Source organism: Enterococcus wangshanyuanii (assembly GCF_002197645.1).
GTDB classification, from domain to species: domain Bacteria; phylum Bacillota; class Bacilli; order Lactobacillales; family Enterococcaceae; genus Enterococcus_L; species Enterococcus_L wangshanyuanii.
Genome location: NZ_CP021874.1, coordinates 3,440,423 through 3,462,417, shown reverse-complemented (window position 1 = coordinate 3,462,417; position 21,995 = coordinate 3,440,423). Strand labels below are relative to the sequence as shown.

Annotated in this window: 22 protein-coding genes; 4 read left to right on the top strand and 18 right to left on the bottom strand. The window is 35.9% G+C overall.

The genetic code is table 11. The features are described from left to right. Positions 1-3: 3 nt before the first annotated feature. From CC204_RS17240 to CC204_RS17195, 10 genes are all read right to left on the bottom strand, one after another. Positions 4-960 carry a capsular polysaccharide synthesis protein gene (locus CC204_RS17240; protein WP_157894317.1) on the bottom strand — a complete coding sequence of 319 codons (957 nt, stop codon included), beginning with the start codon at positions 958-960 and terminating at the stop codon, positions 4-6. After that, on the bottom strand, positions 953-1,783 hold the full coding sequence (locus CC204_RS17235) for a LicD family protein (protein WP_088271304.1): 831 nt from the start codon (positions 1,781-1,783) through the stop codon (positions 953-955). The genes CC204_RS17240 and CC204_RS17235 overlap by 8 nt, the downstream gene beginning before the upstream one ends. Then, positions 1,780-2,970 (bottom strand): beta 1-4 rhamnosyltransferase Cps2T, encoded by a 1,191-nt coding sequence (gene cps2T / locus CC204_RS17230; protein ID WP_088271303.1) that lies wholly within the window; start codon positions 2,968-2,970, stop codon positions 1,780-1,782. The genes CC204_RS17235 and cps2T overlap by 4 nt, the downstream gene beginning before the upstream one ends. Next, complete coding sequence (locus CC204_RS17225) at positions 2,970-3,677, bottom strand: sugar transferase (protein WP_227011190.1); 708 nt, start codon at positions 3,675-3,677, stop codon at positions 2,970-2,972. The genes cps2T and CC204_RS17225 overlap by 1 nt, the downstream gene beginning before the upstream one ends. A gap of 214 nt (positions 3,678-3,891) precedes the next feature. Further along, positions 3,892-4,656, bottom strand: coding sequence for a tyrosine-protein phosphatase (locus CC204_RS17220; RefSeq protein WP_088271302.1), 765 nt, complete (start codon positions 4,654-4,656; stop codon positions 3,892-3,894). 25 nt (positions 4,657-4,681) lie between these two features. Next, positions 4,682-5,383, bottom strand: a complete 702-nt coding sequence (locus tag CC204_RS17215) for a CpsD/CapB family tyrosine-protein kinase (protein WP_088271301.1) — start codon at positions 5,381-5,383, stop codon at positions 4,682-4,684. An 11-nt stretch (positions 5,384-5,394) separates the two neighbouring features. Further along, positions 5,395-6,222, bottom strand: a complete 828-nt coding sequence (locus CC204_RS17210) for a YveK family protein (protein WP_088271300.1) — start codon at positions 6,220-6,222, stop codon at positions 5,395-5,397. Between the two features lie 163 nt (positions 6,223-6,385). Continuing rightward, on the bottom strand, positions 6,386-7,204 hold the full coding sequence (locus tag CC204_RS17205; RefSeq protein WP_088271299.1) for a hypothetical protein: 819 nt from the start codon (positions 7,202-7,204) through the stop codon (positions 6,386-6,388). A 67-nt stretch (positions 7,205-7,271) separates the two neighbouring features. Next, complete coding sequence (dapF, locus tag CC204_RS17200; RefSeq protein WP_088271298.1) at positions 7,272-8,252, bottom strand: diaminopimelate epimerase; 981 nt, start codon at positions 8,250-8,252, stop codon at positions 7,272-7,274. Positions 8,253-8,370: 118 nt separating this feature from the next. Beyond that, the gene (locus CC204_RS17195) at positions 8,371-8,979 is read right to left on the bottom strand and encodes a superoxide dismutase (RefSeq protein ID WP_088271297.1); all 609 of its coding nucleotides are present in this window, start codon (positions 8,977-8,979) and stop codon (positions 8,371-8,373) included. Positions 8,980-9,148: 169 nt separating this feature from the next. On the opposite strand from CC204_RS17195, the gene CC204_RS17190 reads away from it, so the two are divergent. The 3 genes from CC204_RS17190 to CC204_RS17180 all read left to right on the top strand — a co-directional run bounded on the left by CC204_RS17190 (position 9,149) and on the right by CC204_RS17180 (position 12,261). Next, the gene (locus tag CC204_RS17190; RefSeq protein WP_088271296.1) at positions 9,149-9,961 is read left to right on the top strand and encodes a DUF1189 domain-containing protein; all 813 of its coding nucleotides are present in this window, start codon (positions 9,149-9,151) and stop codon (positions 9,959-9,961) included. Between the two features lie 143 nt (positions 9,962-10,104). Beyond that, positions 10,105-11,196 carry a flavodoxin-dependent (E)-4-hydroxy-3-methylbut-2-enyl-diphosphate synthase gene (gene ispG / locus CC204_RS17185; protein WP_088271295.1) on the top strand — a complete coding sequence of 364 codons (1,092 nt, stop codon included), beginning with the start codon at positions 10,105-10,107 and terminating at the stop codon, positions 11,194-11,196. A 102-nt stretch (positions 11,197-11,298) separates the two neighbouring features. Further along, positions 11,299-12,261 carry a phosphoglycerate dehydrogenase gene (locus CC204_RS17180; protein ID WP_088271294.1) on the top strand — a complete coding sequence of 321 codons (963 nt, stop codon included), beginning with the start codon at positions 11,299-11,301 and terminating at the stop codon, positions 12,259-12,261. A 70-nt stretch (positions 12,262-12,331) separates the two neighbouring features. Here the strand turns inward: CC204_RS17180 and CC204_RS17175 are convergent, their stop codons facing one another. Next, on the bottom strand, positions 12,332-13,273 hold the full coding sequence (locus CC204_RS17175) for a glycosyltransferase family 2 protein (RefSeq protein WP_088271293.1): 942 nt from the start codon (positions 13,271-13,273) through the stop codon (positions 12,332-12,334). A 408-nt stretch (positions 13,274-13,681) separates the two neighbouring features. On the opposite strand from CC204_RS17175, the gene CC204_RS17170 reads away from it, so the two are divergent. Beyond that, positions 13,682-15,169 carry a helix-turn-helix domain-containing protein gene (locus tag CC204_RS17170; protein ID WP_088271292.1) on the top strand — a complete coding sequence of 496 codons (1,488 nt, stop codon included), beginning with the start codon at positions 13,682-13,684 and terminating at the stop codon, positions 15,167-15,169. Between the two features lie 60 nt (positions 15,170-15,229). On the opposite strand, the gene CC204_RS17165 is transcribed toward CC204_RS17170, so the two are convergent. From CC204_RS17165 to mltG, 7 genes are all read right to left on the bottom strand, one after another. Next, positions 15,230-15,541 carry a HesB/YadR/YfhF family protein gene (locus CC204_RS17165; RefSeq protein ID WP_088271291.1) on the bottom strand — a complete coding sequence of 104 codons (312 nt, stop codon included), beginning with the start codon at positions 15,539-15,541 and terminating at the stop codon, positions 15,230-15,232. Positions 15,542-15,616: 75 nt separating this feature from the next. Next, positions 15,617-16,282 carry a potassium channel family protein gene (locus CC204_RS17160; RefSeq protein ID WP_088271290.1) on the bottom strand — a complete coding sequence of 222 codons (666 nt, stop codon included), beginning with the start codon at positions 16,280-16,282 and terminating at the stop codon, positions 15,617-15,619. 156 nt (positions 16,283-16,438) lie between these two features. Beyond that, positions 16,439-17,071 carry a response regulator gene (locus CC204_RS17155; RefSeq protein WP_088271289.1) on the bottom strand — a complete coding sequence of 211 codons (633 nt, stop codon included), beginning with the start codon at positions 17,069-17,071 and terminating at the stop codon, positions 16,439-16,441. Positions 17,072-17,575: 504 nt separating this feature from the next. Next, positions 17,576-18,640: a sensor histidine kinase gene (locus tag CC204_RS17150; RefSeq protein ID WP_088271288.1), complete on the bottom strand. Its 1,065-nt coding sequence runs from the start codon at positions 18,638-18,640 to the stop codon at positions 17,576-17,578. Beyond that, a complete protein-coding gene (liaF, locus tag CC204_RS17145; protein WP_088271287.1) occupies positions 18,637-19,368 on the bottom strand; it encodes a cell wall-active antibiotics response protein LiaF in 732 nt (243 codons plus the stop codon). Before liaF ends, CC204_RS17150 begins: the two co-directional genes overlap by 4 nt. Positions 19,369-19,662: 294 nt before the next feature. Beyond that, positions 19,663-20,136 carry a transcription elongation factor GreA gene (gene greA / locus CC204_RS17140; protein ID WP_087642267.1) on the bottom strand — a complete coding sequence of 158 codons (474 nt, stop codon included), beginning with the start codon at positions 20,134-20,136 and terminating at the stop codon, positions 19,663-19,665. Positions 20,137-20,370: 234 nt separating this feature from the next. Then, a complete protein-coding gene (mltG, locus tag CC204_RS17135) occupies positions 20,371-21,579 on the bottom strand; it encodes an endolytic transglycosylase MltG (protein WP_373285347.1) in 1,209 nt (402 codons plus the stop codon). Positions 21,580-21,995 lie beyond the last annotated feature (416 nt).

Genomic DNA, 21,995 nt, shown 5'->3' with positions numbered 1-21,995 from the left:
AATTTATTTAAATAATTCTTGATAAAACGTATCTTGCTTTAAAATATCTGTACTGGAAAACTTATAACTAAGTTTATGAATAGAAGACATCCCTTTTATTTCTGAAAAACGTTTAGAGTCGTAGCTAGAAAAAAGTTCCAGCAATAATATATGGGGAATTGAATTACAGTATTTTGAAACATTCTCATACTCTTCTGGATAAACTTCACAAGCAATGGTAAAAAAAATATGAAAAAGATAATAATCAACTAAATAATTTTTCTTTTCCCAGTAGGTAAATAGAAGTTCTCTTGTTTTTGCAATGATAAAGCTTTTCTTTTTTACTGTCATAAACCAAGAGGACATAGTTACTTTACTTCCATCTCTCCCAGGTTTCAGCTTTTGAAAGAAAAATATATCTGCTTCAAAAAAAACTGTTGGAACATCCGAATCACTAAAATAAACAGTCGAATCTATCCACGTTCCACCATGAAAATGTAATAATTCAATTCTCAATAAATCAGAAAAATGTGTATTCGAAATTATTCCCTTTTGCCATTTTTCTATTATAAAAGTGGGAAAATTAGTGTATTCTCTATAATTCTCCGCAGTAATAACTATGATTTTTTTTTCAGAAAATAGATTAGTCATTTGCTCGTAGCAACGTTTAACCAATTCTGGTGCATTTTCTATCCCTTGCAACCAACAAAACCAAATGACATTCGTATCATCAAAAGATGTTGTAGCAAGAGTAGTTTCTTGAGAAGCTATTTTTTTGTATTTTGATTTGATTTTTTTATAGGCTTTATTTTGAATACCTAAGCGACTATACTCAAGTGATGTTTTATCGAAACCATTTAATAATAATGACATACCTGAATACAACAAAGTTCCAGATAAAAAGTAGTTTTTTAACAAAACTACAAAATTATGCTTTTGTGATACTTTCCTTACACCTTCAAATTTGTCTACTTTATTCATCTGTATCTCCTGGCAATAATTCATAATGACTTTTGCTATCTATATCCTGATTTGATGGAATTTTCATATAATCTCCATATAATCTTGTCAAATATTCATCAGCATTTTCAGGTCCATTCATTTGAATATCCTCAAATGGATACATATGTCCTTTTTCAAATATTTTCTTCGGCATCACTTCTTTTTCCCTATATGCTCCCATAATGTTTGAGATGTAAGAACTATTTTCAAAAGTATTCTTTTTCAATAACCGATCTATTTTCTCTTTTTCTTTGTATGGATTCACAAACTTAGCAAAAGATACTTTTTCCCCAATTTTTATAAGAAACTTTTCAATAAAATTCCGATGTCTCTTTTTATCCACCGTATCGATATAGCTTAGTGAAATTAAGAGCTTATGAAATAATATTCTATATATACGAAGCTTTCGGAAAATAAAATTGTTAGGCATACCGTCAAGTGGAAAGATATCAATCGCAATATAAGTAAACTCTTGAACGTCCTTGTTTCTTATTTCAACCACTTTTGTTCTAGTATCCAATACCCTAGTTATATAGTAACGATAGTCTGAATTAGTTTTATAATTTTCCATAGTTAAAAAATCAGGCAACTCTTTAAAGTATTGATTGCAAAATTTTTCATAGTCATTTCTTGGTAGTCCGATATCTATATCATCATCCCAAGGAATAAACCCTTTGTGTCTAATCGAACCTAAAAATGTTCCACCTAACATATAATAATTCAACTTGTGTTTTTCAAATAAACTTAATAGAATTTTCATATTATTTAGATCTATTTCTTGAATTTTTCTTACATCTGTCATAGATTATTCTCCATAAATAAAGCTTCATATTCTTTTATAATAAAATCCCAACTAAATTTAACAAAAATATTCCTGTCTGCTTTTTTGTCTAACATTATTTGATCATCAAGAGACAATTTATCTACCTTATCTATTAGAAAGCTAAGTTGTTCTTTATTCCAATAAAGAGCAGAATTTCCTGCTACTTCTTTATTAAAACTAACATCCAATAGTAAATTCACTTTTGTTGATGCCAAAGCCTCCAAAAGCGATGGATTCGTCCCGCCAACTTCGTGGCCATGCAGATAAGCGAAGGCATTTTCACGTATGTATTTCAGTAACTCTTGATCATAGACTGTCCCTACAAATTTTATACGCGGGTCCTCATCAAAACCTGTCTCTTTTTTCAATTTGTTGTAAAACTTATTTTCTTCAATATTTGTCACCAAAACAAAGTCTTTTTTTGTGTCAGATTTCATAAACTCTTTGATCATCGTCTCATAATTATTTTCAGGAACAAACCTTCCAACAACTAGATAATAGCCCTCAGTCCCAATATTTTTTTCTTTAAACCAATCCTTCACACGAGCATCAGTTGCTGAAAGTGTTGATTTGCTTTGTTCCGTTCCATAAGCAATATAGGTTGTTTTTGGCGTATATTGCTTATAATCAGACTTTATATATTTCTCTATATTCAAACTGTCACAAATCATCAAGTCTGCATGCTTAACCATTAGTTTTTCCGAGAATTTCCAATATTTACGGACAGGATAACTCCATTTAGCTCGCAGCCATTCATGACCATCGGGATTTACATACAGTTTCCCATTAATTTTTTTGATCTTTTTTTTATAATGATTGAGAAACGGACCTATTCGACACGCTAATATATAAAAAATCGGTTCTATATCGTTATTTTTTTTAGCTAGCTCAATAGCGTAATCTAGTGCTTTTACGTCATAATAAATAGCTCTAGCCGGACCAATATTTGGCACATCGATATTAAAACAGTCTGCTTGGTTATATTCAAAATGCTTTTGTCCATCTCCGTATAGATTGTCGCCTATATTCATACAAGCGACATGATATTGAAGACTTCCAGATTGCTTATACTCTGTCAATTTCTCAACAAAGGTCTCAAATCCTCCATACTTCGCAGGAATTCCTTTAGAACCAATGATATATACATGCTGTATCTTTTTTTTCATTAATAAGCTCCTCTAGAAAAAAACATCACGATCACTGTCTGAAACATGATTTTCAGATCATTCCAAATAGATTGATTCTCAATATATTCTAAATCAAAGTCGACCATTTCATCAAAATGGACATCGTTTCTACCTCTGACTTGCCATAATCCTGTACAGCCAGGTTTCACATTCAATCGCTGTAGATCACGTTGTGTGTACTGAGAAACTTCTCTTTCTAACGGTGGTCTTGGTCCAACAAGCGACATGTCTCCTTTTAAAACATTCACTAATTGGGGCAACTCATCGATACTGGTTTTACGTATCTTTTTCCCTATTTTTGTTACTCTAGGATCGTTCTTGATTTTGAACATGGCGCCTTCGATTTCATTTTGCTCAACTAAATCATGAAATTTTTCTTCTGCATCTGTACACATGGAACGAAATTTATACATTGTGAAGCGATTGCCTTTTTTCCCGATTCTTTCCTGAGAAAAGACAACAGGTCCGTTTGGATCTTCTTTTCTAATCAGAAATGCAACAATAAGAAATACAGGACTTAATAAAATCAATCCGCAAAGACTGCCCAAGATATCGATCGTTCGTTTAAATACGCGAAAACGAATGGATTGTGATGCAACTACCGATACAGAAATCTTTTTGTCAGACTGCGTTGTCTGCTTTTTTTTCTGCATACTTCCTCCAACACTTACAATTTTTTCCTCCAATTTCAACACTCCTTTTATGATCGGGCAGGAACAAACTATTTACTGACGCGATTCGCTCTTCAGTTTTTTGAACCTCAACAGCTGCTGATCCCAGCGTTCCCTGATATTTCATGTAATTTAAGATACAACCCACATCAAAAATCACATATACCAACATTTATTAATATGTACAAAAATTATATAAAACTCTGATGCTCACATTTTCCTAGTTCTCTTAAAACAGTCGAAATCGTTTCTTTTGTAATTCTCTAAATTCCAATACTTGAACTGGATCACCATTTAAAATATCTCTGGCAACCTGCTTCATCGCTTCAACATGTGCAGTCCCCATGTCTTTGGCGATAGCGTCATAAGCTTTTTTCATGAAAAATCCACGTTTTTTTACATTATGAGCATCTGAAGCCATCATGGAAACCATATTATGAGCAACCATTTGTTTTGCTGTTCGCTCGATTTGTTTTCCAAAAACACCAACATAGCTAGGCGCTGTTAATTGAGCAAGGACACCCATTTCTAAAAATGGCAGCAGGCGATTGGGGTCTTCGATGAACCGGCTGTTTCGCTCTGGATGTACGATGATCGGTGTATGATTTTCTTCCAGCAACTCTATGAAAAGATGCTCTGCATAGGCCGGGATATCATTAGTCGGAAATTCAATAAGGATATAACGATCATTCAAGTCAGCAAACAAGATATTATTTTCTTGGATCTGTTCTTTGATATTTCCAGCAATCCGAACCTCTTGACCTTCAAACAAGGTAAGAGGTATATTGCGGCTATCCAGTTCTGCTTGTAACGCTGAAACACAGGATATAACCTGACCTGCTGGATTGTCATACCTGCCATTATTATGATGAGGTGTACACAAAATATGAGTAATGCCTTGTTTCACAGCCATTCTAGCCATGTCAAGCGAATCATCGATCGTTTTGGCCCCATCATCAATACCAGGTAATATATGGCAATGCAAATCAATCATTGGTATTTATCCTTTCTGCCTGTTATCATGAACCGTAATAGTAGCCTTGATCCGTTATACTCTTAGAACCGTTATAAACAACCCCTAAGATATTCGCATCTACAAGTTCTAATAAATTCTTAGCTTTTAATAGAGAATCTCTTTTTGAGACATTTTCACGGACAACTAAAATCGTTCCGTCTGATTTTGATGATACGATTTGTGCATCTGTCACTGCCACAACAGGCGGCATGTCAAAGATGACTAAATCATATTGTTGTTTTAAATCTTGGATAAGCTCTTCCATCCGTCTAGAATCCAGTAATTCAGATGGATTAGGCGGCTTAGGACCACTCGTCATAAGGAATAAGTTATCAATCCCCGATGACTGAACGACCTGATGCAGTACAACTTCTCTACTCCCTAGAAGGGTACTCAATCCCCGGACATTGTCTAGAGAAAATGTTTTGGCTACAGTTGGCTTGCGCATATCTGCATCCACTAATAAAACACGCTTGCCTGAATTAGCAAATACGATCGCTAAATTAGCAGAAGTCGTTGACTTGCCTTCGCTTGGGCCTGATGAAGTGACTACTAATGTTTTTAAATCCCTATCGATCATCGCGTACTGGATGTTCGTTCTGATCGTTCGGTATTGTTCTGATATTGGTGATGATTTATCTGCTAAAGTAATCAGACTGACTGCTTTGGTCTTTTGTTTTTTTTGATTTCTTATTTTATTTGACATTCTATACTCCTTTATACTCTTGGACGACTTCTGCGCGCTGGGGCAGAATTATCTGAGTTAAAATCTTCTTTTGGTATAACTCTTGCTCCATCTTTGGCAAAACCATTGTTTGACTTAGAAGCCGTTGAAGGAGCGGTACGAACAACTTTTGCATTTAATTCCTTAGCAGTCATATTTGGAACAACACCTAATATCGTAAAGCCTAATTCTTCTTCTACAAAACTATCATCTTTAATTGTCTTATCAAATAATTCCAAAATAAAGGATGCCATGATTCCAAATAAAAGTCCTAATGCTAATCCTATGATTAGATTGATTTTATCATTGGGAGACACCGGATTTAAATTGGCTGTTGCTTCTGAAATGATCGTAATCTTATCAACATTCAGCATGTCCTTCGCCTGCTCTTGGAAAACAAGAGCTGTCTGATTAGCAATATTTTGTGCAACCAATGGATCCGTTACTTTAGAGACGATCGAAAACATTTGAGAATTTTGAGACTGATTGACTGACACACTCGCTTTAAGTGCCTCAACGGATAAATCATTTTGATGTTCTGCCTTCATTCTCTGCTGAACCTCTGTCATAACTGTATCGCTTTTGATCAAATCTTTATATGTATTGATCATCTGAAGATTCCCATTAATATCATTCACATTCGTCGTTTCATTTTGCGGCAAACGAACGATCAATTGGGCTTGAGAACTGTATTTCGGCGTAATAACAAAATAAGTTAAAACCCCTGCAACCCCTAATCCTAAAAACATACTGACGATAATTAAACCTATACGTTTTCTTAAAACTCCAACGAGTTCTTGTAAACTGATTGTTTCTTCCATTTTTTCCTCCATTACTACACCATTAATTATAATTTTAAGATGAATCAAGTACAAGGGTATTCACCCAATAAAATGTTATCAACTTTTTCGATATTTTTTTAAATAATTGATAATTTATTTAAAAACCAACCGGAATATCGCAATATTATTTAATAAATATTAACTAAATTGGTTCTTCTAACAAATTTTCTTCACCAATAATTTGAGCGTTCATGAGCTGATCGACTTGCTCTAATCGTTCTGATAACCGTTTTCTAAGAGTTGTATTTTTCACTTGTGAGACTTGATTAAATTGATGAATAAAAGCTTCCAGAGTCGCTTCACTCGTTAAATTTTGTCCATCGATCATTTTATCGATTCCTTGCTGGATTTCGTTATACAAGTTCACTTGCGCATCCATCTCATTTAAATACACACTGATTCCATTCGACCACACACTATTAAATTGAACGACATCATTATGTAATTTAAGCAAATTTTCGGCAGTAGCTTTTTCGTTAATGATCACAGCTTCACCAGTTGCTTCCCAATTTTCTGGCGCTTGAACTAACATTTCCTGTACTTGTTGTTGAATCGTGTATTTAGTTCTTATATCTGCCAATTTAGAAGCTAACTTTTGTTTATCCTCAGCTATTTGTGATATATCCAATGGTAAGTGATTCGATTTCAGCCCAAAATCAGCGGCTTCAGTTTTCAATTGATTGACTTTGGTTTCAAGCTGTTTAATTTGTAATTCTTCTATCGGATTCACTAAAAATTCTTCTGTTTCATCTTTATAGAGCTCTCCAACTAGTTTATCCAGAAATTTGATTTTTTCGGTTTCATTTCTGATCGTTATTTCTGCATATTCGATTTTTTGCTGCTGTCTCTGACCAGCATTCATACTTATACCTAAAAAACAAATCAACAGCGAACCACCAACGACTGCTATACAACCAACCCTTTTTACCAGATTCATATTTACCCAACTAAGCTTATTCACTTCGACACTCCCTTAACTCTCCCTAAACGATCTTTTTATTTCAATTAGATAGGCTCTCCCCAGCGTACTAATCTATCTTAATCGTTTCTAAAAATGCTATGTAAGCTGCTTGTTCCGTTGTTTCACTGATTAATAATCTATCGAAACTTCCGGTTTCAAAATCAACTAACTCACCTGACAACACATGTGTCACACTTGCATTACCAATCAATTCCATCCAATAACCTTCCGCATCGTCTTCATGAACAACAGTTTTTACCATTCCCCCTACATTTCTAACGGTAATTGTTTCTCCAAACTCCCGATCGTTCAACAGCACATACATCAAACTGCTCGCACACATTGCTGTTCCACACGCACTAGTAAAACCGACTCCACGTTCATAGGTCCGAACAAATAATTGATTGTCTCCCAAAATCTCCACAAAACTAACATTGATGCCATCTGGAAAAAGCGGATTTTCTCCGTTGACATAAGCAGCAATCCGTTCAAACTCAGAACTAACCAGCATTTGATGATCCACAAATGCGATAAGATGAGGATTTGGAACAGCCACTGCAGAAAATTTTATTTCATCAGATAATTCTGGTATCACTTCATCGATGATTCTATTGTGCTTTGTCAGCATCGGTATTGCTTCTGCTTCAAAGCGAACTGGTGATATCTCCACTTGATATGTAGCTACACCTTTGCCGAGCTCTTTTGCTCTGCGGACTTTTAGGTCTGCGAACATCGTTTCTACTATAAATGACTGCTCATCATACTTTTCAGATAAATATCTGGCAACAGTTCGTAGACCATTTCCACACATGCTCGCTTCACTGCCATCTGAATTAATGACACGCATCTTCGCTACAGCTTCACCTTGTTTCGATGCTTCAATGAGCAATAATCCGTCCGCTCCCCCGAGCAATCCATGTTTACGATCACATAAGCGGATTCGCAGATCTTCAAGTTCTTTTTTAGTAAAAGGACGCTCTAACTGTAATTGATCAATCAAAAAAAAGTCATTTTCTGACCCATGGACCTTCTGCATTTTTAGATTCATTTTAATCAAGCTCCTTCAGCTTTCATTTTCCTATTATTAGTATGCCACAAATAAAAAGAGGAAAACAGTGCATTTTACTGTTTTCCTCCGAAAAGATAGAATTTATATAATTATTTACTTATTTTGCTGCAGCAAAATGTTTGTTTACTTCATCCCAGTTCACGATGTTCCAAAATGCATCGATGTATTCTGGACGAACGTTTTTGTAGTTTAAGTAATACGCATGTTCCCAAACATCTAAGCCTAAAACTGGAGTTTTACCTTCCATTAAAGGAGAATCTTGGTTAGCAGTTGATGTTACTTCTAATTTGCCATTATTTAAAACTAGCCATGCCCAACCTGAACCGAAACGTCCAGTTGCAGCAGTTTTAAATTCTTCTTTTAGTTTATCAAAGCTGCCAAAAGCCGCATCGATCGCATCTTTGATATCACCAGTTGGTGCGCCGCCAGCATTAGGAGCCATGATGTTCCAGAAAAATGCATGGTTCGCATGTCCGCCACCATTGTTACGTACAGCTGTACGAATATCTTCAGGAATCGCATCCATATCAGAAATCAATTCTTCTACAGATTTAGAACCAAGTTCAGGGTGTTTCTCAATTGCAGCATTTAAGTTCGTCACATAAGTGTTATGGTGTTTGTCATGGTGTAAATGCATTGTTTCTTCATCGATATATGGTGCCAACGCATCATAAGCATAAGGTAATTCTGGTAAAGTGTAAGTCATAAAAAAATCCCTCCATTTAAATAAGTATATATTTTCATACATTTATAGCATAACAGATTTTATGCCAACCTTCAAAGTAATTGCTTACAAAATTTACACGACACTTGTTTTTACGAGTTAACTCCTTTAAAATGACGACTGTACGTAAATTCAAGTCAGGAGAAAGTCTATGAATACATTCACATTGTTTAAACATGCTCTTTTTCAATTTTCTGATCTTCATAGGGCTAAAAATATGCCTTTTTGGAAAGTCATTTTGTACATCCTTTTTCTAAGTGTCGTTCTTGCTTTTCCATTAACAAAACAAATTTTTTCTATGGTTCAGGATATTAAAAGTGATGGGCAAAAAATCGCTGAAAAATTACCTGAGTTTAAAATTATCGACGGGCAACTAAAAACAGATCCCTCTACAAAAGGTTTTATTTATCAAACAAATTCGATCATCTTCACCTTCGATCCGGAAGGAAAACGTTCGCTCAGTGATATTACCGCTGATTCTGTCGGAAATGCAGTCAGTGTCGGTTTCTTAGATGACGAGTTTGTTGTTTCCTTACCAAGTTCTGGAACGGCTGATGCCTTATTTGGTACAAGCCAGTTTGAAGTGCCTTATTCACAAGGGACTCTTGATGGCTTGAACAGCCAAGAGCTGAAGCAAGCGTTAGATGAATCGAATGTGCCCTTTTGGCTCAAACTCATTGTTTTTTTGGTCACACTGTATCCAGCATTTATTAATTTGCTCATCAATCTACTGTTGATCACGATCGGCGCTAATCTTTATAGTAAGGTTCGATTATACAAATTACGCTTTTTTGATTGCTTAAAAATAGTTGTCTATTGCTCAACCTTACCAGTGATCGTCAGCAGTTTGCTTCAACTACTGTTTAGACCTTTTGATGATAGCTTTTTGATCATTTTGGTTTCATTGATGATCTTTTTCTTTGCAACTCGAAAAGAACAGCGGCACCAGCCACCAATGATTTAATCTTTCCAATGACATTCAGAAGAAATCTTAAACTTTTCTTACATTCTCAGATTTATCATTATGTGTTAAGATAGACGTTGAATTATACTGATTGAGGAATTAACAATAAAAAATTGTAAGACAAAATAAGGAGAGAATCTATTATGGGAGAATTGACCCATCGTAAAAATACACGTCCAGTCAAAATTGGCGACTTAACGATCGGCGGAAGTGATGAATTATTTATCCAAAGTATGTGTACGACTAAAACACATGATGTTGAAGCAACCGTCGCACAAATCAAACAATTGGAAGAAGCAGGCTGTCAGATCGTGCGTGTAGCTGTCCCTGATGAAGCAGCAGCTAATGCTTTAGGCGCCATCAAGAGTCAAATCTCGATTCCACTAGTCGCAGATATTCATTTTGATTATCGTTTAGCATTGAAAGCAATCGAGCAAGGTGTTGATAAAATTCGGATCAACCCAGGAAATATCGGTAGAAAAGACCGTGTAGAAAAAGTAGTTACTGCTTGTAAAGCCAAAGGAATCCCTATTAGAATCGGTGTAAATGCTGGCTCTTTAGAAAAAAAATTCTTACAGCAATATGGCTATCCGACTGCTGAAGCAATGGTTGCAAGTGCTGTAGAGCATATCAAAATTCTTGAAGATTTAGACTTTTATGACATTATTGTTTCATTAAAAGCCAGTGACGTGAATTTGGCGATCGAAGCGTACTCTTTAGCTGCCCAAACATTTGATTATCCTTTACACTTAGGAATCACTGAAGCTGGAACGAAATTTTCTGGCGGAATGAAATCTGCTGCTGGACTCGGGGCTTTACTTTCCCGTGGTATCGGAAATACTTGCCGAGTTTCACTTTCTGCAGACCCTGTCGAAGAAATCAAAGTAGCAAAAGAAGTGCTAAAAGCATTTGGCTTAGCAAGTAATGCTGCGACATTGATTTCTTGTCCTACATGTGGACGGATTGAAATCGATTTGATTCCGATCGCAAATGAGATCGAAGAATATATTGAAAAAATCAAAGCACCGATCAAAGTAGCTGTTTTAGGCTGTGCTGTGAATGGTCCCGGTGAAGCCAGAGAAGCAGATATCGGTATCGCTGGTGGAAACGGCAAAGGAATGTTGTTTAAAAAAGGAAAAATCATCCGCACTGTTCCAGAAGAAATAATGGTCGAAGAACTAAAAAAAGAAGTGGATCTCCTTGCAGCCGCTTATGCTCGCGGTGAAGAAATCTAATCTGAATAACACTCTATTTGAAAGGATTGAACGATTCATAGTTCAATCCTTTTTAGTTTGACATCGTTTTTTGTTACAATGAGAATGCAGGGAGGAATCAAAATGGGACAACCAATTATTTATCTTGTTGAGAAAATGAAGGAAGAACAAGTGGCAGATATTCGAAAAATAGCTGTTGATCATATCGTTGTTGATCCTCACAGAGAAACACCACAATTAATTAAGGACGACATCGAAATCATGTTAGGCTGGGATAAAGAGTTAGGTCAATATCTTTTGGACTCTGAAACGAGTCGTTTAAAATGGGTACAGTCCATTTCAGCAGGTGTCGATTCCTATGATTTAGACCGTTTTACCGAAAAAGGCATACATTTATCAAACGCAAGCGGTATTCACAGCATTTCTATTTCAGAACATGTTTTAGGCGTTTTATTAACAGCTTTCCGGGGCATCCGTACAAGCATAAACAATCAGGCAAATCGAGTATGGAGCCGAGAAAATATCTCCTATAAGCAATTATCCATGCAAAAAATGTTGATTGTCGGCACAGGAAATATCGGTCAACAGCTGGCCTTATTTGCCCAAGGTTTAAATATCCAACCTTACGGTATCAATACATCAGGACATGTCACTCAAGGTTTTATTGAGTGCTACTCGCAAAAAAATATGCAGCGGATCATCAACGAAATGGATATCGTTGTAAATATTTTACCGTTAACCGATGAAACCTACCAGATGTACAATGAATCAATGTTTCTTGCGATGAAACCAGGAACTGTGTTTGTCAATGTGGGCCGTGGACCATCCGTCCACACAACTGACCTGATCGAAGCACTAAAAAACGGTCAGCTGAGTTTTGCTGCTTTAGATGTTTTTGAAGAAGAACCTTTGCCAGCGGACAGCCCTTTATGGACGATGGAAAATGTGTTGATAACCCCTCATATTTCTGGACTTACTCCTCAATTTAAGACAAAGCTGTTCACTATCTTTACACAAAATCTGACTCAATTCTTAAAAGACGGCAGCTTAGCTAAAAATGAAATTGCTCTAAATCAAGGGTATTGAGTCGCTCAAAAAGACCAGCTTTAGAATCTCAACGAGATCAAAGTTGGTCTTTTTTGATTGATTTCAACTTCTATTCTTCTTTGTTATCTCGTTCTGTTTCCTTCACAAGATAAATCGGGCGTTTTTTCGTTTCCAAAAAGATCTTTCCAATATATTTACCAATAATTCCAAGACAGAGAAGTTGCAGCCCGCCTACAAACAAAATGATACAAACCATAGATGGCCATCCGCTAGTAGGATCCCCAATAATGATCGTTCTAAAGAAAATCACCAGCATCGCGATGACTGACCCAACACAAGAAAGAGCACCTACATAAGAAGCTAGGTTCAAGGGCATTTCCGAAAAGTTGACGATGCCATCGATGGAATAACTCAATAAACTCCAAAATGACCACGAAGTAGAACCAGCGACCCGTTCGCGATTTTCATACGACAAGTATTCTGTGTTAAAGCCAACCCAACTAAAAATCCCTTTTGAAAAGCGATTATACTCAGTCAATTCTAGAATCCCATCGACCATTTGACGCGTCATCAAGCGAAAATCTCTAGCACCATCGACCATCTCTGTTTCACCGATCTTATTGACTAAGCGGTAGAACATACGAGCAAAAAAACTGCGAATCGGCGGTTCGCCTTCACGATCACCACGTCTCGTACCGATACAATCCAACTCTTTATTTGCTTCTAACATTTGAATCATTTGTGGTAACAGTTCAGGCGGATCTTGTAGATCAACATCCATCACAGTAACTAGACTGCCGCGAGCTTCTTTAAGTCCCGCATACAATCCAGCTTCTTTCCCGAAGTTTCGAGAAAAAGACAGGTAGCGTACCTTATCAGGATGAGCTTTATACAATTTTCTTAATGATTCTAACGTTCCATCCTTTGATCCGTCATTAATAAAAATATATTCAATGTTATATTGAATCTGAGCACTGATTTTTTCCACTTCTTCAAAGAATAATGGAATGGACTCCTCTTCATTATAACAAGGAACAACAATCGACAACATAAGCTTTCCTCCAAAAAACATTCTTTGTTGATTATAACATACATCTAACGATGAGTTACAAAAAAATAGACCTAGGTATTTGATTCCTTCTGTTCCTATTTTTTCTAAAGAAAAATTTCTGTCCAAACAAAGAAATATTATTGAAATAAATAACCAATATTTTTTAATCAAAACAAAAAAATATGTCTATTTAAAACAGAAAATCATTCAATTTTTCCTATATTTAAGGATTAATCTATTTTTAAACATTCATTACAATTTTATTTCTATTTAATTATATAATTGAAATTCAGTCAAAAAGTGGGTATTATAATAACATAGATTAATTTTTATACATTGAATTTATATGTTATGAATTTTTATATCATTCTTTTATTCAGAATATTTTTAATAGTAGGGAGACTAAATATGTTAGAAGAAATTTTATTGGATGACTCCGCTCAGCGTAAGCTCATCGTTTTCAATCAGCTATTGGTAACTGCAGATGGCACATACAGCATTCATTATTTTGAACAATTCACTGATTTTTCTTATGCACGTTTAAATTCGATTTTTGCTGATATTCATGATGATCTTTTAGAAAAACAGAATATCGAATTATTGAACAAACAAGGAAAAGTCCAGATCGATAATGCTGTTTTACGGGATATACCTTATCATCAATTCTTATTTAGAAAAAGCTTGTCTTACCAATTTTTATTAGCAACTATTTTAGAACGTAACTATACTATCGATCATTTCTGTAAAGATCATTATATCAGCCGAGCATCCATCATCAGAAAACTTCAACCACTTATCGGATATTTAAAAAGCTTTAACGTCCAACTAAATTGCTCCCAACTTCAATTAAGCGGAGAAGAAAATTTAATCCGCATCGTTTACTTAAATCTATTCTGGATCGCATCTTATGGCGAAGATTTATTTATAGCATTAGAAGAATCTAAACGTGGAATGGATTTATTTGACTCAGAAGATCATCAATGGATGACCTATACTGAACCTAGAGAATGGTACTTATTGAAAACCATTTCAAAACTGCGGATCAAGAAAAAACACTACATAATAGAACCACCATTTAAAGAATTGATTTTTCCTGAAGTAAATGCTTCATTTGTCAGAGAACTGCAGCAAATGAACGTACCTTCACATTACATAGAAAGAGAAAAAACTTTTTTATCTTTCATGATGTTTTACTGGAGTATTTATTTTTATGCTGATGACCCTAGAATCAAGTATGTGAAAGAATACATGAATAGCGATTACCAGCCCTTTGGAAACCTAATTGAACGATTCGAGGAATTCTATCTTCCGCTATGTTCAGAAAAGAAGCTGTCACCAAATGAACAAGAGATACTTAATATCAATTTTTTCAATTCCTGTCTCAATCATTCTATTGTAAAAGGATCTTTGCCTTTAGCTATCAATTTTATGGAAGATTTCATTAAGGATCAGCAACCTCTATTTGTTCATCTTTCAAAAAAAGTCAGAACATTTTTAACATCTCTTACATCTGAGCCGGAATTTGCCTGGATCAAAAATAATCTGAATGATTTAGTCTATATTTGTTCTTTTTTCCTACTTCCTTTTTATCAAAGAAGTAACACTAAATATCGTTTAAAAGTTGGAATCATTCTATCGCCGAATGCGATTTTCCTGCAGTCACTTTTTGATTTCCTTGAAAAACTATCATTTATCTCCGTTTCATTTGTTACTTCAACTTCTGACGACAACTATGACTTTTACATCGCAACATCGAAACTTTTGTTGCCAGATAAAGCGAAGCAGGAAGAAAATTTCCAAATCATTCCTTTGTCTCCGTTATTGGATTATCAAGTAAATCTGATTGATAATCTACATCAAAAATATACTGAAAAATCTACTGCTTTGATCGCTTAAATAAACAAATAAAAAGGAAAAAGTTGCGTTTACCGTAACTCTTTCCTTTTTATGTTGATTTTACTGCTGCAAATCTTCTTTATTTTCAGCAAATACATATTTAGGCTCGTCTTTTTCATGGTCGTAATCAACTAAAAGATCATACCCTTTAAAAAACCAGTCGTCCGTTTCCTCAATGAAATAGGTAATATCATCAATAACCTCTTTCACCATTGGCTGATCAGGTGCTTCAACAGACATCGCAATGGAAAATCCATCATGAACATCTGTCTTTCCATAAATTTTACCGAAAAAGCGAATACCACTATCAGAAGTAACGCCTACTTCATTTTTAAACCATTGTTGTGCTTCTGGTGTAATCGTTAATTTCATTTCTATCTCTCCCCTTTGCTCTCACTTGTTATTTTAGCATAAAGTGTAAGGTTCATAGAATAAAGTGCTTACGTTTTACTGATTCATCTTTTCATCCAATAAATCAACATCATCAGTTTCGCCTACTACTAATAAATTATCATTTTCTCGAACAATTTCTTCCGCTGCTGGTGAGGCGATCACTTCTGACTTAGAGCGTCTGATTGCAACGACCGTCAAGCCAAATCGTTGACGGAAGTTTAAATCACCCAGCGTTTTCCCATAAAATTTTGGGTTTGACACACGTACTTCTGCCAAAGAAACGTCATTCGATAATTCGATATAATCCAAAATATTTCGAGATACTAGTTTATGAGCGACTCTGATCCCCATATCACGTTCAGGATGAACAACTAAATCAGCACCGATTTTATCCAATACTCTTGCGTGATATTCATTGACTGCCTTGGCCAATACATTGGGGACACCCATTTCCTTAACCATCAATGTGACTAAAATACTGGCTTGGATATCCTCACCAATTGCCACAACTACATGATCAAAATTACGAATACCTAAAGACCGCAGAGTCGTTTCATCTTGGGCATTTGCTACAACTGCATGTGTTGCAATATTCATATATTCATTTACACGATCTTCATTGCTATCAATAGCTAAAACTTCTTGACCAGACTCAATCAGCGTTTGACATATACTCCCGCCAAATCTCCCAAGCCCGATAATTGCAAAATTCTGTTTCATGCTTATTTCTCCTAGTTTCAAATTTAATCTAAGTATATCAAACCAATAGGGAATTGAACAGGAACTCTAATCAATCTGATCTTTCTCTATATCTACAAAAAAAGCGAATAAAGCAACCACTATGAGGCGATTTTATCCACTTTCGATCTTATTTTTTTATTTTGCCAATCCGTGTTGAAACGCGTAGATTGCTGCTTGTGTACGATCTTCAACATCTAATTTCGCCAATATATTCGACACATGCGTTTTTACTGTTTTAAGGGTAATAAATAATTCATCGGCAATTTCTTGATTACTGCGTCCTTTAGCAATCAACATCAAAATTTCATGCTCACGATTGGTCAAGTCTTCATGTAAAACAGGTTCTTGCTTTTTCGTTAAACGCTCCATCATCTTCGTCGTCACTTCCGGCTCTAAAACACGTTCACCTCTAAAGATTTTACGAATCGCATCGGCAATTTCATGGGCTGTCGATGTTTTTAATAAATAGCCAGCAGCACCTGCTTCAATTGCAGGATAGACCTTTTCATCATCGATAAAACTGGTTACAATAATGATCCGAGCTTCAGGCCAATCTTTTAGAATCGCTTTTGTGGATTCAATACCATCCATCTCGTCCATCACTAAGTCCATCAAGATCACATCTGGTCTCAACTCTAACGCTTTCTCATAGCCGATCCGCCCATTTTCAGCTTCACCAATAACCTCGATATCATCTTGAATCGATAAATAAGAGGATACACCTAAACGCACCATTTCATGGTCATCCACTAACATTACTTTGATCACTTATACATACCTCCTTAATTTAAAAGCGGAACAAGCCGCTTAGCCTTGACTGAAAAATAGGAAAAATGAAATGTGGTGCTTTTTGCCACAATTTATTTTTATCTTTTTTCCGAAAAGCTGGCTTGTGCAGCTGGATAACTTTAAAAGCGGAACAAGCCGTTTAGCCTCGACTGAAAAATAGGAAAAATGAAATGTAGTGCTTTTTGCCACAATTTATTTTTATCTTTTTTCCGAAAGGCTGGCTTGTGCAGCTGGATAACTTTAAAAGCGGAACAAGCCGTTTAGCCTCGACTGAAAAATAGGAAAAATGAAATGTGGTGCTTTTTGCCACAATTTATTTTTATCTTTTTTCCGAAAGGCTGGCTTGTACAGCTGGATAACACAGATGTTCAACACTTTCTAGCAAAAGTCTTGTACTGTTCATCATCAACTTAAATTCTTTCGTTGTGATTTTCAGCAAAAGCGGAACAACGTAGATTGATTTGTTTCCTCTAGCTTCAATACTTAAATCACAGGCACTTTGATCTCCACACTCGTTCCCTGCCCTTTAAAGCTTATGATTTTAACAGTACCACCCATTCCAGCAACTCGTTCACGAATATTTTTCAAGCCGTAACTTCCAGCTTTATTTCCATTTTCACTCATATCAAATCCAACACCATCGTCAACTAATCTAAGTAAAACATTCTTATCTACCTGATGTAGATAAACCTCTAACTCCTTTGCCTTAGCGTGTCGCAATGTGTTAGACAACAGTTCTTGGACGATTCTGAACAAATGATCTTCAATACTACTGTTAAGATGCACATCTTCTACATCCCAAGTCAGTTCAATTTTTATTTTTGTTTGTAATTCTATCAATAATTGCTCGATCCCCTTACGTAGGCTCTTTCCTTCTAAACTTACTGGACGTAAGTGAAGTAACAATGCTCTCATTTCAGATTGTGAAGCATTGATGACGTCTGTTACTGTCACTAACTGCTTTCGAAACATTTCTGGTGTTTCACTACGTTGGGCCTGCTCGTTTAACGCCGATAACATCATCATTGCAGCAAACAGCTGTTGACTCACAGAATCATGTAATTCCCGCGCCAAACGATGACGTTCTTCTTCCAGAATTTCTTCTTTTGTTTCTCCATCCACCATTTGTGGTCGACTATTCAATAATTGCAATTCTTTTGACATTTCAACTAATTTTTTTCTGATACTTAAAATGTCCTGATCCACCTCACCGATATATTGATCATTGTCGGCATGAGGAACCTTTTTTTCAATCACTGGATTTTCATAGCTGCCTCTGGCAAGTAACCGTAGTTTTTCTTCAATTCTACCATACTGAGCTTTCTGAACAATAGATACGAGTAAAAAAGTCGACAAACCGACCAGCAGCGAAATCAAAAGCATGTGGAAGATCAATGGAATATAAAAGACTTTTCGCTGAATCAATTCCATCATCCAGTTTTTTTGTTTGATCGAATAAAAGTATGAAAACAGCGTAAGCAGCACAACAATAAATGTGCTGCAGGCTGCATAAAGAGATAGCATTTGTCGAGACATCCTACCACTCATACACGAATCACCTCGACATCTCCGACCAGCGTATTTGTTATGATTTTCAGACGACGATTATTAGAGTCAAAATCATTGCTATAAACTTTCAACGATTCGTTTTTCAAATGATATTTTTCTTCTTCGAAATTAACATTGCCATAAAAAGTGGAATGCTCCAAGGTTACCGCTACTCCTAGAGGAACTAAAATCCTTGTACGGCCAAAGCCTTTGCGAATAATGATGATACTGTCATCTTTAGGTAGTAACGTATTCCCTAAATCAACGATCGTATCACCAGAAATAATATCGATATTGATATCATCCCATTCATAGACATTACTACCAATACGTTCATTGGCAAACCAAGGACGTTTAAAGCGGCGACCGCTTTTTGGTTCGACATTCGCGGTTTCGACCATGATCATTTGTTTCTTGCGCCAAGGTGCTCGCTGCGTGATATCCACTCCTGCAACTTCAACGCCTTTTAGCCCGATGAATAAAACACCAATAACTAACATTAGCCAAAATGCCGGACTATTCATTACACCGATCAAGATCAAAATGATTCCTAAAACGAGTTGGAAATTATTAAAATTAGTACGATGAACTTTCTTCATCGCATAAACAACACTCAAAATACCTAAGACCATCAATACAGCCAGTCCTGGGTTATGTATAATTTGCCACAAAGCAAAAATGAAAAGTAATGATTCAACGACGATAAAAAAGCGCCATGGATTATTCATGAAGATCCCCCCTTCTATGGAACTAGTATAGCTTAATTCCCGTATTAATGTTAGTTGCTAAAGCCCCATTTGGCTATAGGACTTTAGCCCTAATTTTTGAAGAAAACAAGAGGTTGAGCCAAAAGTCGATCAGGTTCAAGCAATTGGTGTAAAAATCGAACAATACGCTTTTCGTATTGCTCGATTTTCAGGAGATTGTTGAAGAACTTGACTCCTCTGCACCGTTTATTAAGTTTTAGAGTGCGAAACAAAACTGGTTTTCGTTTTGTTTCGCACTCTTTCAAAGGGTCAAATTTAGCTGACTTTAATAATTTTTACTTGCATATCTCCACCAGGGGTAGCGATGGCTACTTGATCTTCTAATCGCTTACCGATCAATGCTTGAGCAATCGGTGAATCATTCGAAATTTTTCCAGAAAATGGATCTGCTTCTGCACTACCCACGATTGTATACTCTTCTTCTTCACCATCCGGCAACTCAATAAACGTCACCGTTTTCCCAATAGAAACTTCGTCAGAATCAACGCCATCATTATCGATGATTTGAGCAAAACGAATCATGTTTTCTAAAGTTGTGATACGTCCTTCTACAAATGCTTGTTCATCTTTAGCTGATTCATATTCTGAGTTTTCAGATAGATCACCAAAGCTTCTTGCGATCTTTATACGTTCAACGATTTCTTTTCGTTTAACTGTCTTTAATTCTTCTAATTCTTGTTCTAATTTTTCTTTTCCTTCAAGTGTCATAGGAAATACTTTTTCTGCCATGTTGAATTCTCCTTCTTAATCTACTACTATGTTTTATTTTAGTCTTTTTTGAAATTCCGTATTCAATCCACAAAAGAGTACCACGCTTTAAGCAAATTGTAAATAATATTCGCTTATTTTTTTATGGTAATTCAATTAAATCAGCTAGTTCTTTTTTGCGGCTTGATGGGAAAGCGAAACGAGCCCCGCCTATGTTCTAGGTTGGCTCGTAATTAAGATACGCATGTTTAACTATTATTCACTTTTTTCAGTTTCTGTATTGTTTACATACTTCTCTACATATTCCTGATGCTCTTCATATGTCTCTGCAAAATATACATTTCCTGTTGAAATATCTGCTACAAAATACAGGTAATTATTCGGTGTTGGATTCAATACAGCATTGATCGCCTGCTCACTTGGACTATCTAATGGTCCCGGTCCATAACCAGTATTTTTGTATAAGTTATAGGGTGAATCGACTTCTAAGTCTTGGTATGTCACTAGCTCTTTGTGCTCTCCTAAAGCATATAAAATAGAAATATCAGATTGTAGCGGCATATTTGCTGAAATTCTATTGAAGAAAACCTGCGCAATTTTTTTGCGGTCATCTTCTTTGACACCCTCTTTTTCAACTAAGGACGCTAATGTCAAGACTTGCTGGATCGTCATTCCTTTTGCATGCACCATTGGTAGATATGCTTCCATCACACTGTTGGTTTTTGCAATCATTTGTTCTACAAAATCTTCGATCTTCGCATCTTTATAGTAATCATATGTTGCTGGGAACAAATAGCCTTCCAAACGGTAACGGACATCTGCTGCCTCTCCAGCGCTACCTAATAATTCCGGATACTTTTGGTTCATCGCATCAAAAAATTCTTGATTCTTCATCAATTCGATAAATTGATCTTTTTTGAAGTCTGTATTTTTCTCGATGGCATCTCCGATCTTATCGATATCAAAGCCTTCTGGAATCGTCACCTTGCCGTCTGCCAATTGTGTAGGCTCTGCAGTGCCGCCTTCTCTTAAAAGGGCTCCGATTTCATCAAGTGTCATATCTGGCGACATTTGATAATACCCTGCTTGAAAATCAGTTAGGTTTTTGAACTTGGCATAGTAATTGAATACCATACCACTTTTGATGACTTTACTTTCTTCAAGAATATTCGCGATCTTCTTATTAGAAGAGTCTTCAGGGATGTGGACCTGCACAAGTTTGGAATCTTTTTTATTCAATGGCTCCAAGCCTGTTGTGACATATTTATAAAACGTAAAACCAAAAATCGCAATCACTAAAAGTAAGACTGAGGCTACGATCAACACGATCCGTCCTACGATCCGATCTTCTTTTTTTCTTGTACGTTTCTTCGATTTTTCATCCTGAGTTTGTGTTGGATTCGCTGATTTTGCTTGCTCAGTCCGTTTAGGTTGCTCGGAACTTCTTGAGCCTACGGGTTCGATCTCAGGTATGCCAGGTGTCTCCTCTGTATGATTAAGTTGCTCTGTATGTTCAGTCTTATGATATTCTGCTTCATTATGCTGTGATTGATTAGCGTTATGATCAAAGGAAGCTGAATCATCATTACCGATCTCTTCGCCGCGTAAAGAACGTAGCACTTGATCTTTGAATGAAGAGTTGGAATGATCTTGATTATTTTGGTTATCTTCTGCCAAAACAAATCCTCCTTACTTTCTATGTATCGTCTTTAACTTTTACCATTATACATGAAAGCTTTTTAAATTTAAACTTTTTTAGAGAAAAGTCACCAACTTGTAAGATTTGCTTGTACTGCTTTTACTCAAAAAACGAGACTAAAGTACAACTCAATGAGTCGCCCTTAGTCCCTTTAAATGCCTGTAAACATTCGGTTCAAAGC

Bases quoted from the DNA above. Each gene is read 5' to 3' on its own strand.
- CC204_RS17240 (WP_157894317.1), bottom strand. From the start codon at position 960: ATGAATAAAGTAGACAAATTTGAAGGTGTAAGGAAAGTATCACAAAAG.
- CC204_RS17235 (WP_088271304.1), bottom strand. From the start codon at position 1,783: ATGACAGATGTAAGAAAAATTCAAGAAATAGATCTAAATAATATGAAA.
- cps2T (WP_088271303.1), bottom strand. From the start codon at position 2,970: ATGAAAAAAAAGATACAGCATGTATATATCATTGGTTCTAAAGGAATT.
- CC204_RS17220 (WP_088271302.1), bottom strand. From the start codon at position 4,656: ATGATTGATTTGCATTGCCATATATTACCTGGTATTGATGATGGGGCC.
- CC204_RS17215 (WP_088271301.1), bottom strand. From the start codon at position 5,383: ATGTCAAATAAAATAAGAAATCAAAAAAAACAAAAGACCAAAGCAGTC.
- CC204_RS17210 (WP_088271300.1), bottom strand. From the start codon at position 6,222: ATGGAAGAAACAATCAGTTTACAAGAACTCGTTGGAGTTTTAAGAAAA.
- dapF (WP_088271298.1), bottom strand. From the start codon at position 8,252: ATGAATCTAAAAATGCAGAAGGTCCATGGGTCAGAAAATGACTTTTTT.
- CC204_RS17195 (WP_088271297.1), bottom strand. From the start codon at position 8,979: ATGACTTACACTTTACCAGAATTACCTTATGCTTATGATGCGTTGGCA.
- CC204_RS17190 (WP_088271296.1), top strand. From the start codon at position 9,149: ATGAATACATTCACATTGTTTAAACATGCTCTTTTTCAATTTTCTGAT.
- ispG (WP_088271295.1), top strand. From the start codon at position 10,105: ATGGGAGAATTGACCCATCGTAAAAATACACGTCCAGTCAAAATTGGC.
- CC204_RS17180 (WP_088271294.1), top strand. From the start codon at position 11,299: ATGGGACAACCAATTATTTATCTTGTTGAGAAAATGAAGGAAGAACAA.
- CC204_RS17175 (WP_088271293.1), bottom strand. From the start codon at position 13,273: ATGTTGTCGATTGTTGTTCCTTGTTATAATGAAGAGGAGTCCATTCCA.
- CC204_RS17170 (WP_088271292.1), top strand. From the start codon at position 13,682: ATGTTAGAAGAAATTTTATTGGATGACTCCGCTCAGCGTAAGCTCATC.
- CC204_RS17165 (WP_088271291.1), bottom strand. From the start codon at position 15,541: ATGAAATTAACGATTACACCAGAAGCACAACAATGGTTTAAAAATGAA.
- CC204_RS17160 (WP_088271290.1), bottom strand. From the start codon at position 16,282: ATGAAACAGAATTTTGCAATTATCGGGCTTGGGAGATTTGGCGGGAGT.
- CC204_RS17150 (WP_088271288.1), bottom strand. From the start codon at position 18,640: ATGAGTGGTAGGATGTCTCGACAAATGCTATCTCTTTATGCAGCCTGC.
- liaF (WP_088271287.1), bottom strand. From the start codon at position 19,368: ATGAATAATCCATGGCGCTTTTTTATCGTCGTTGAATCATTACTTTTC.
- greA (WP_087642267.1), bottom strand. From the start codon at position 20,136: ATGGCAGAAAAAGTATTTCCTATGACACTTGAAGGAAAAGAAAAATTA.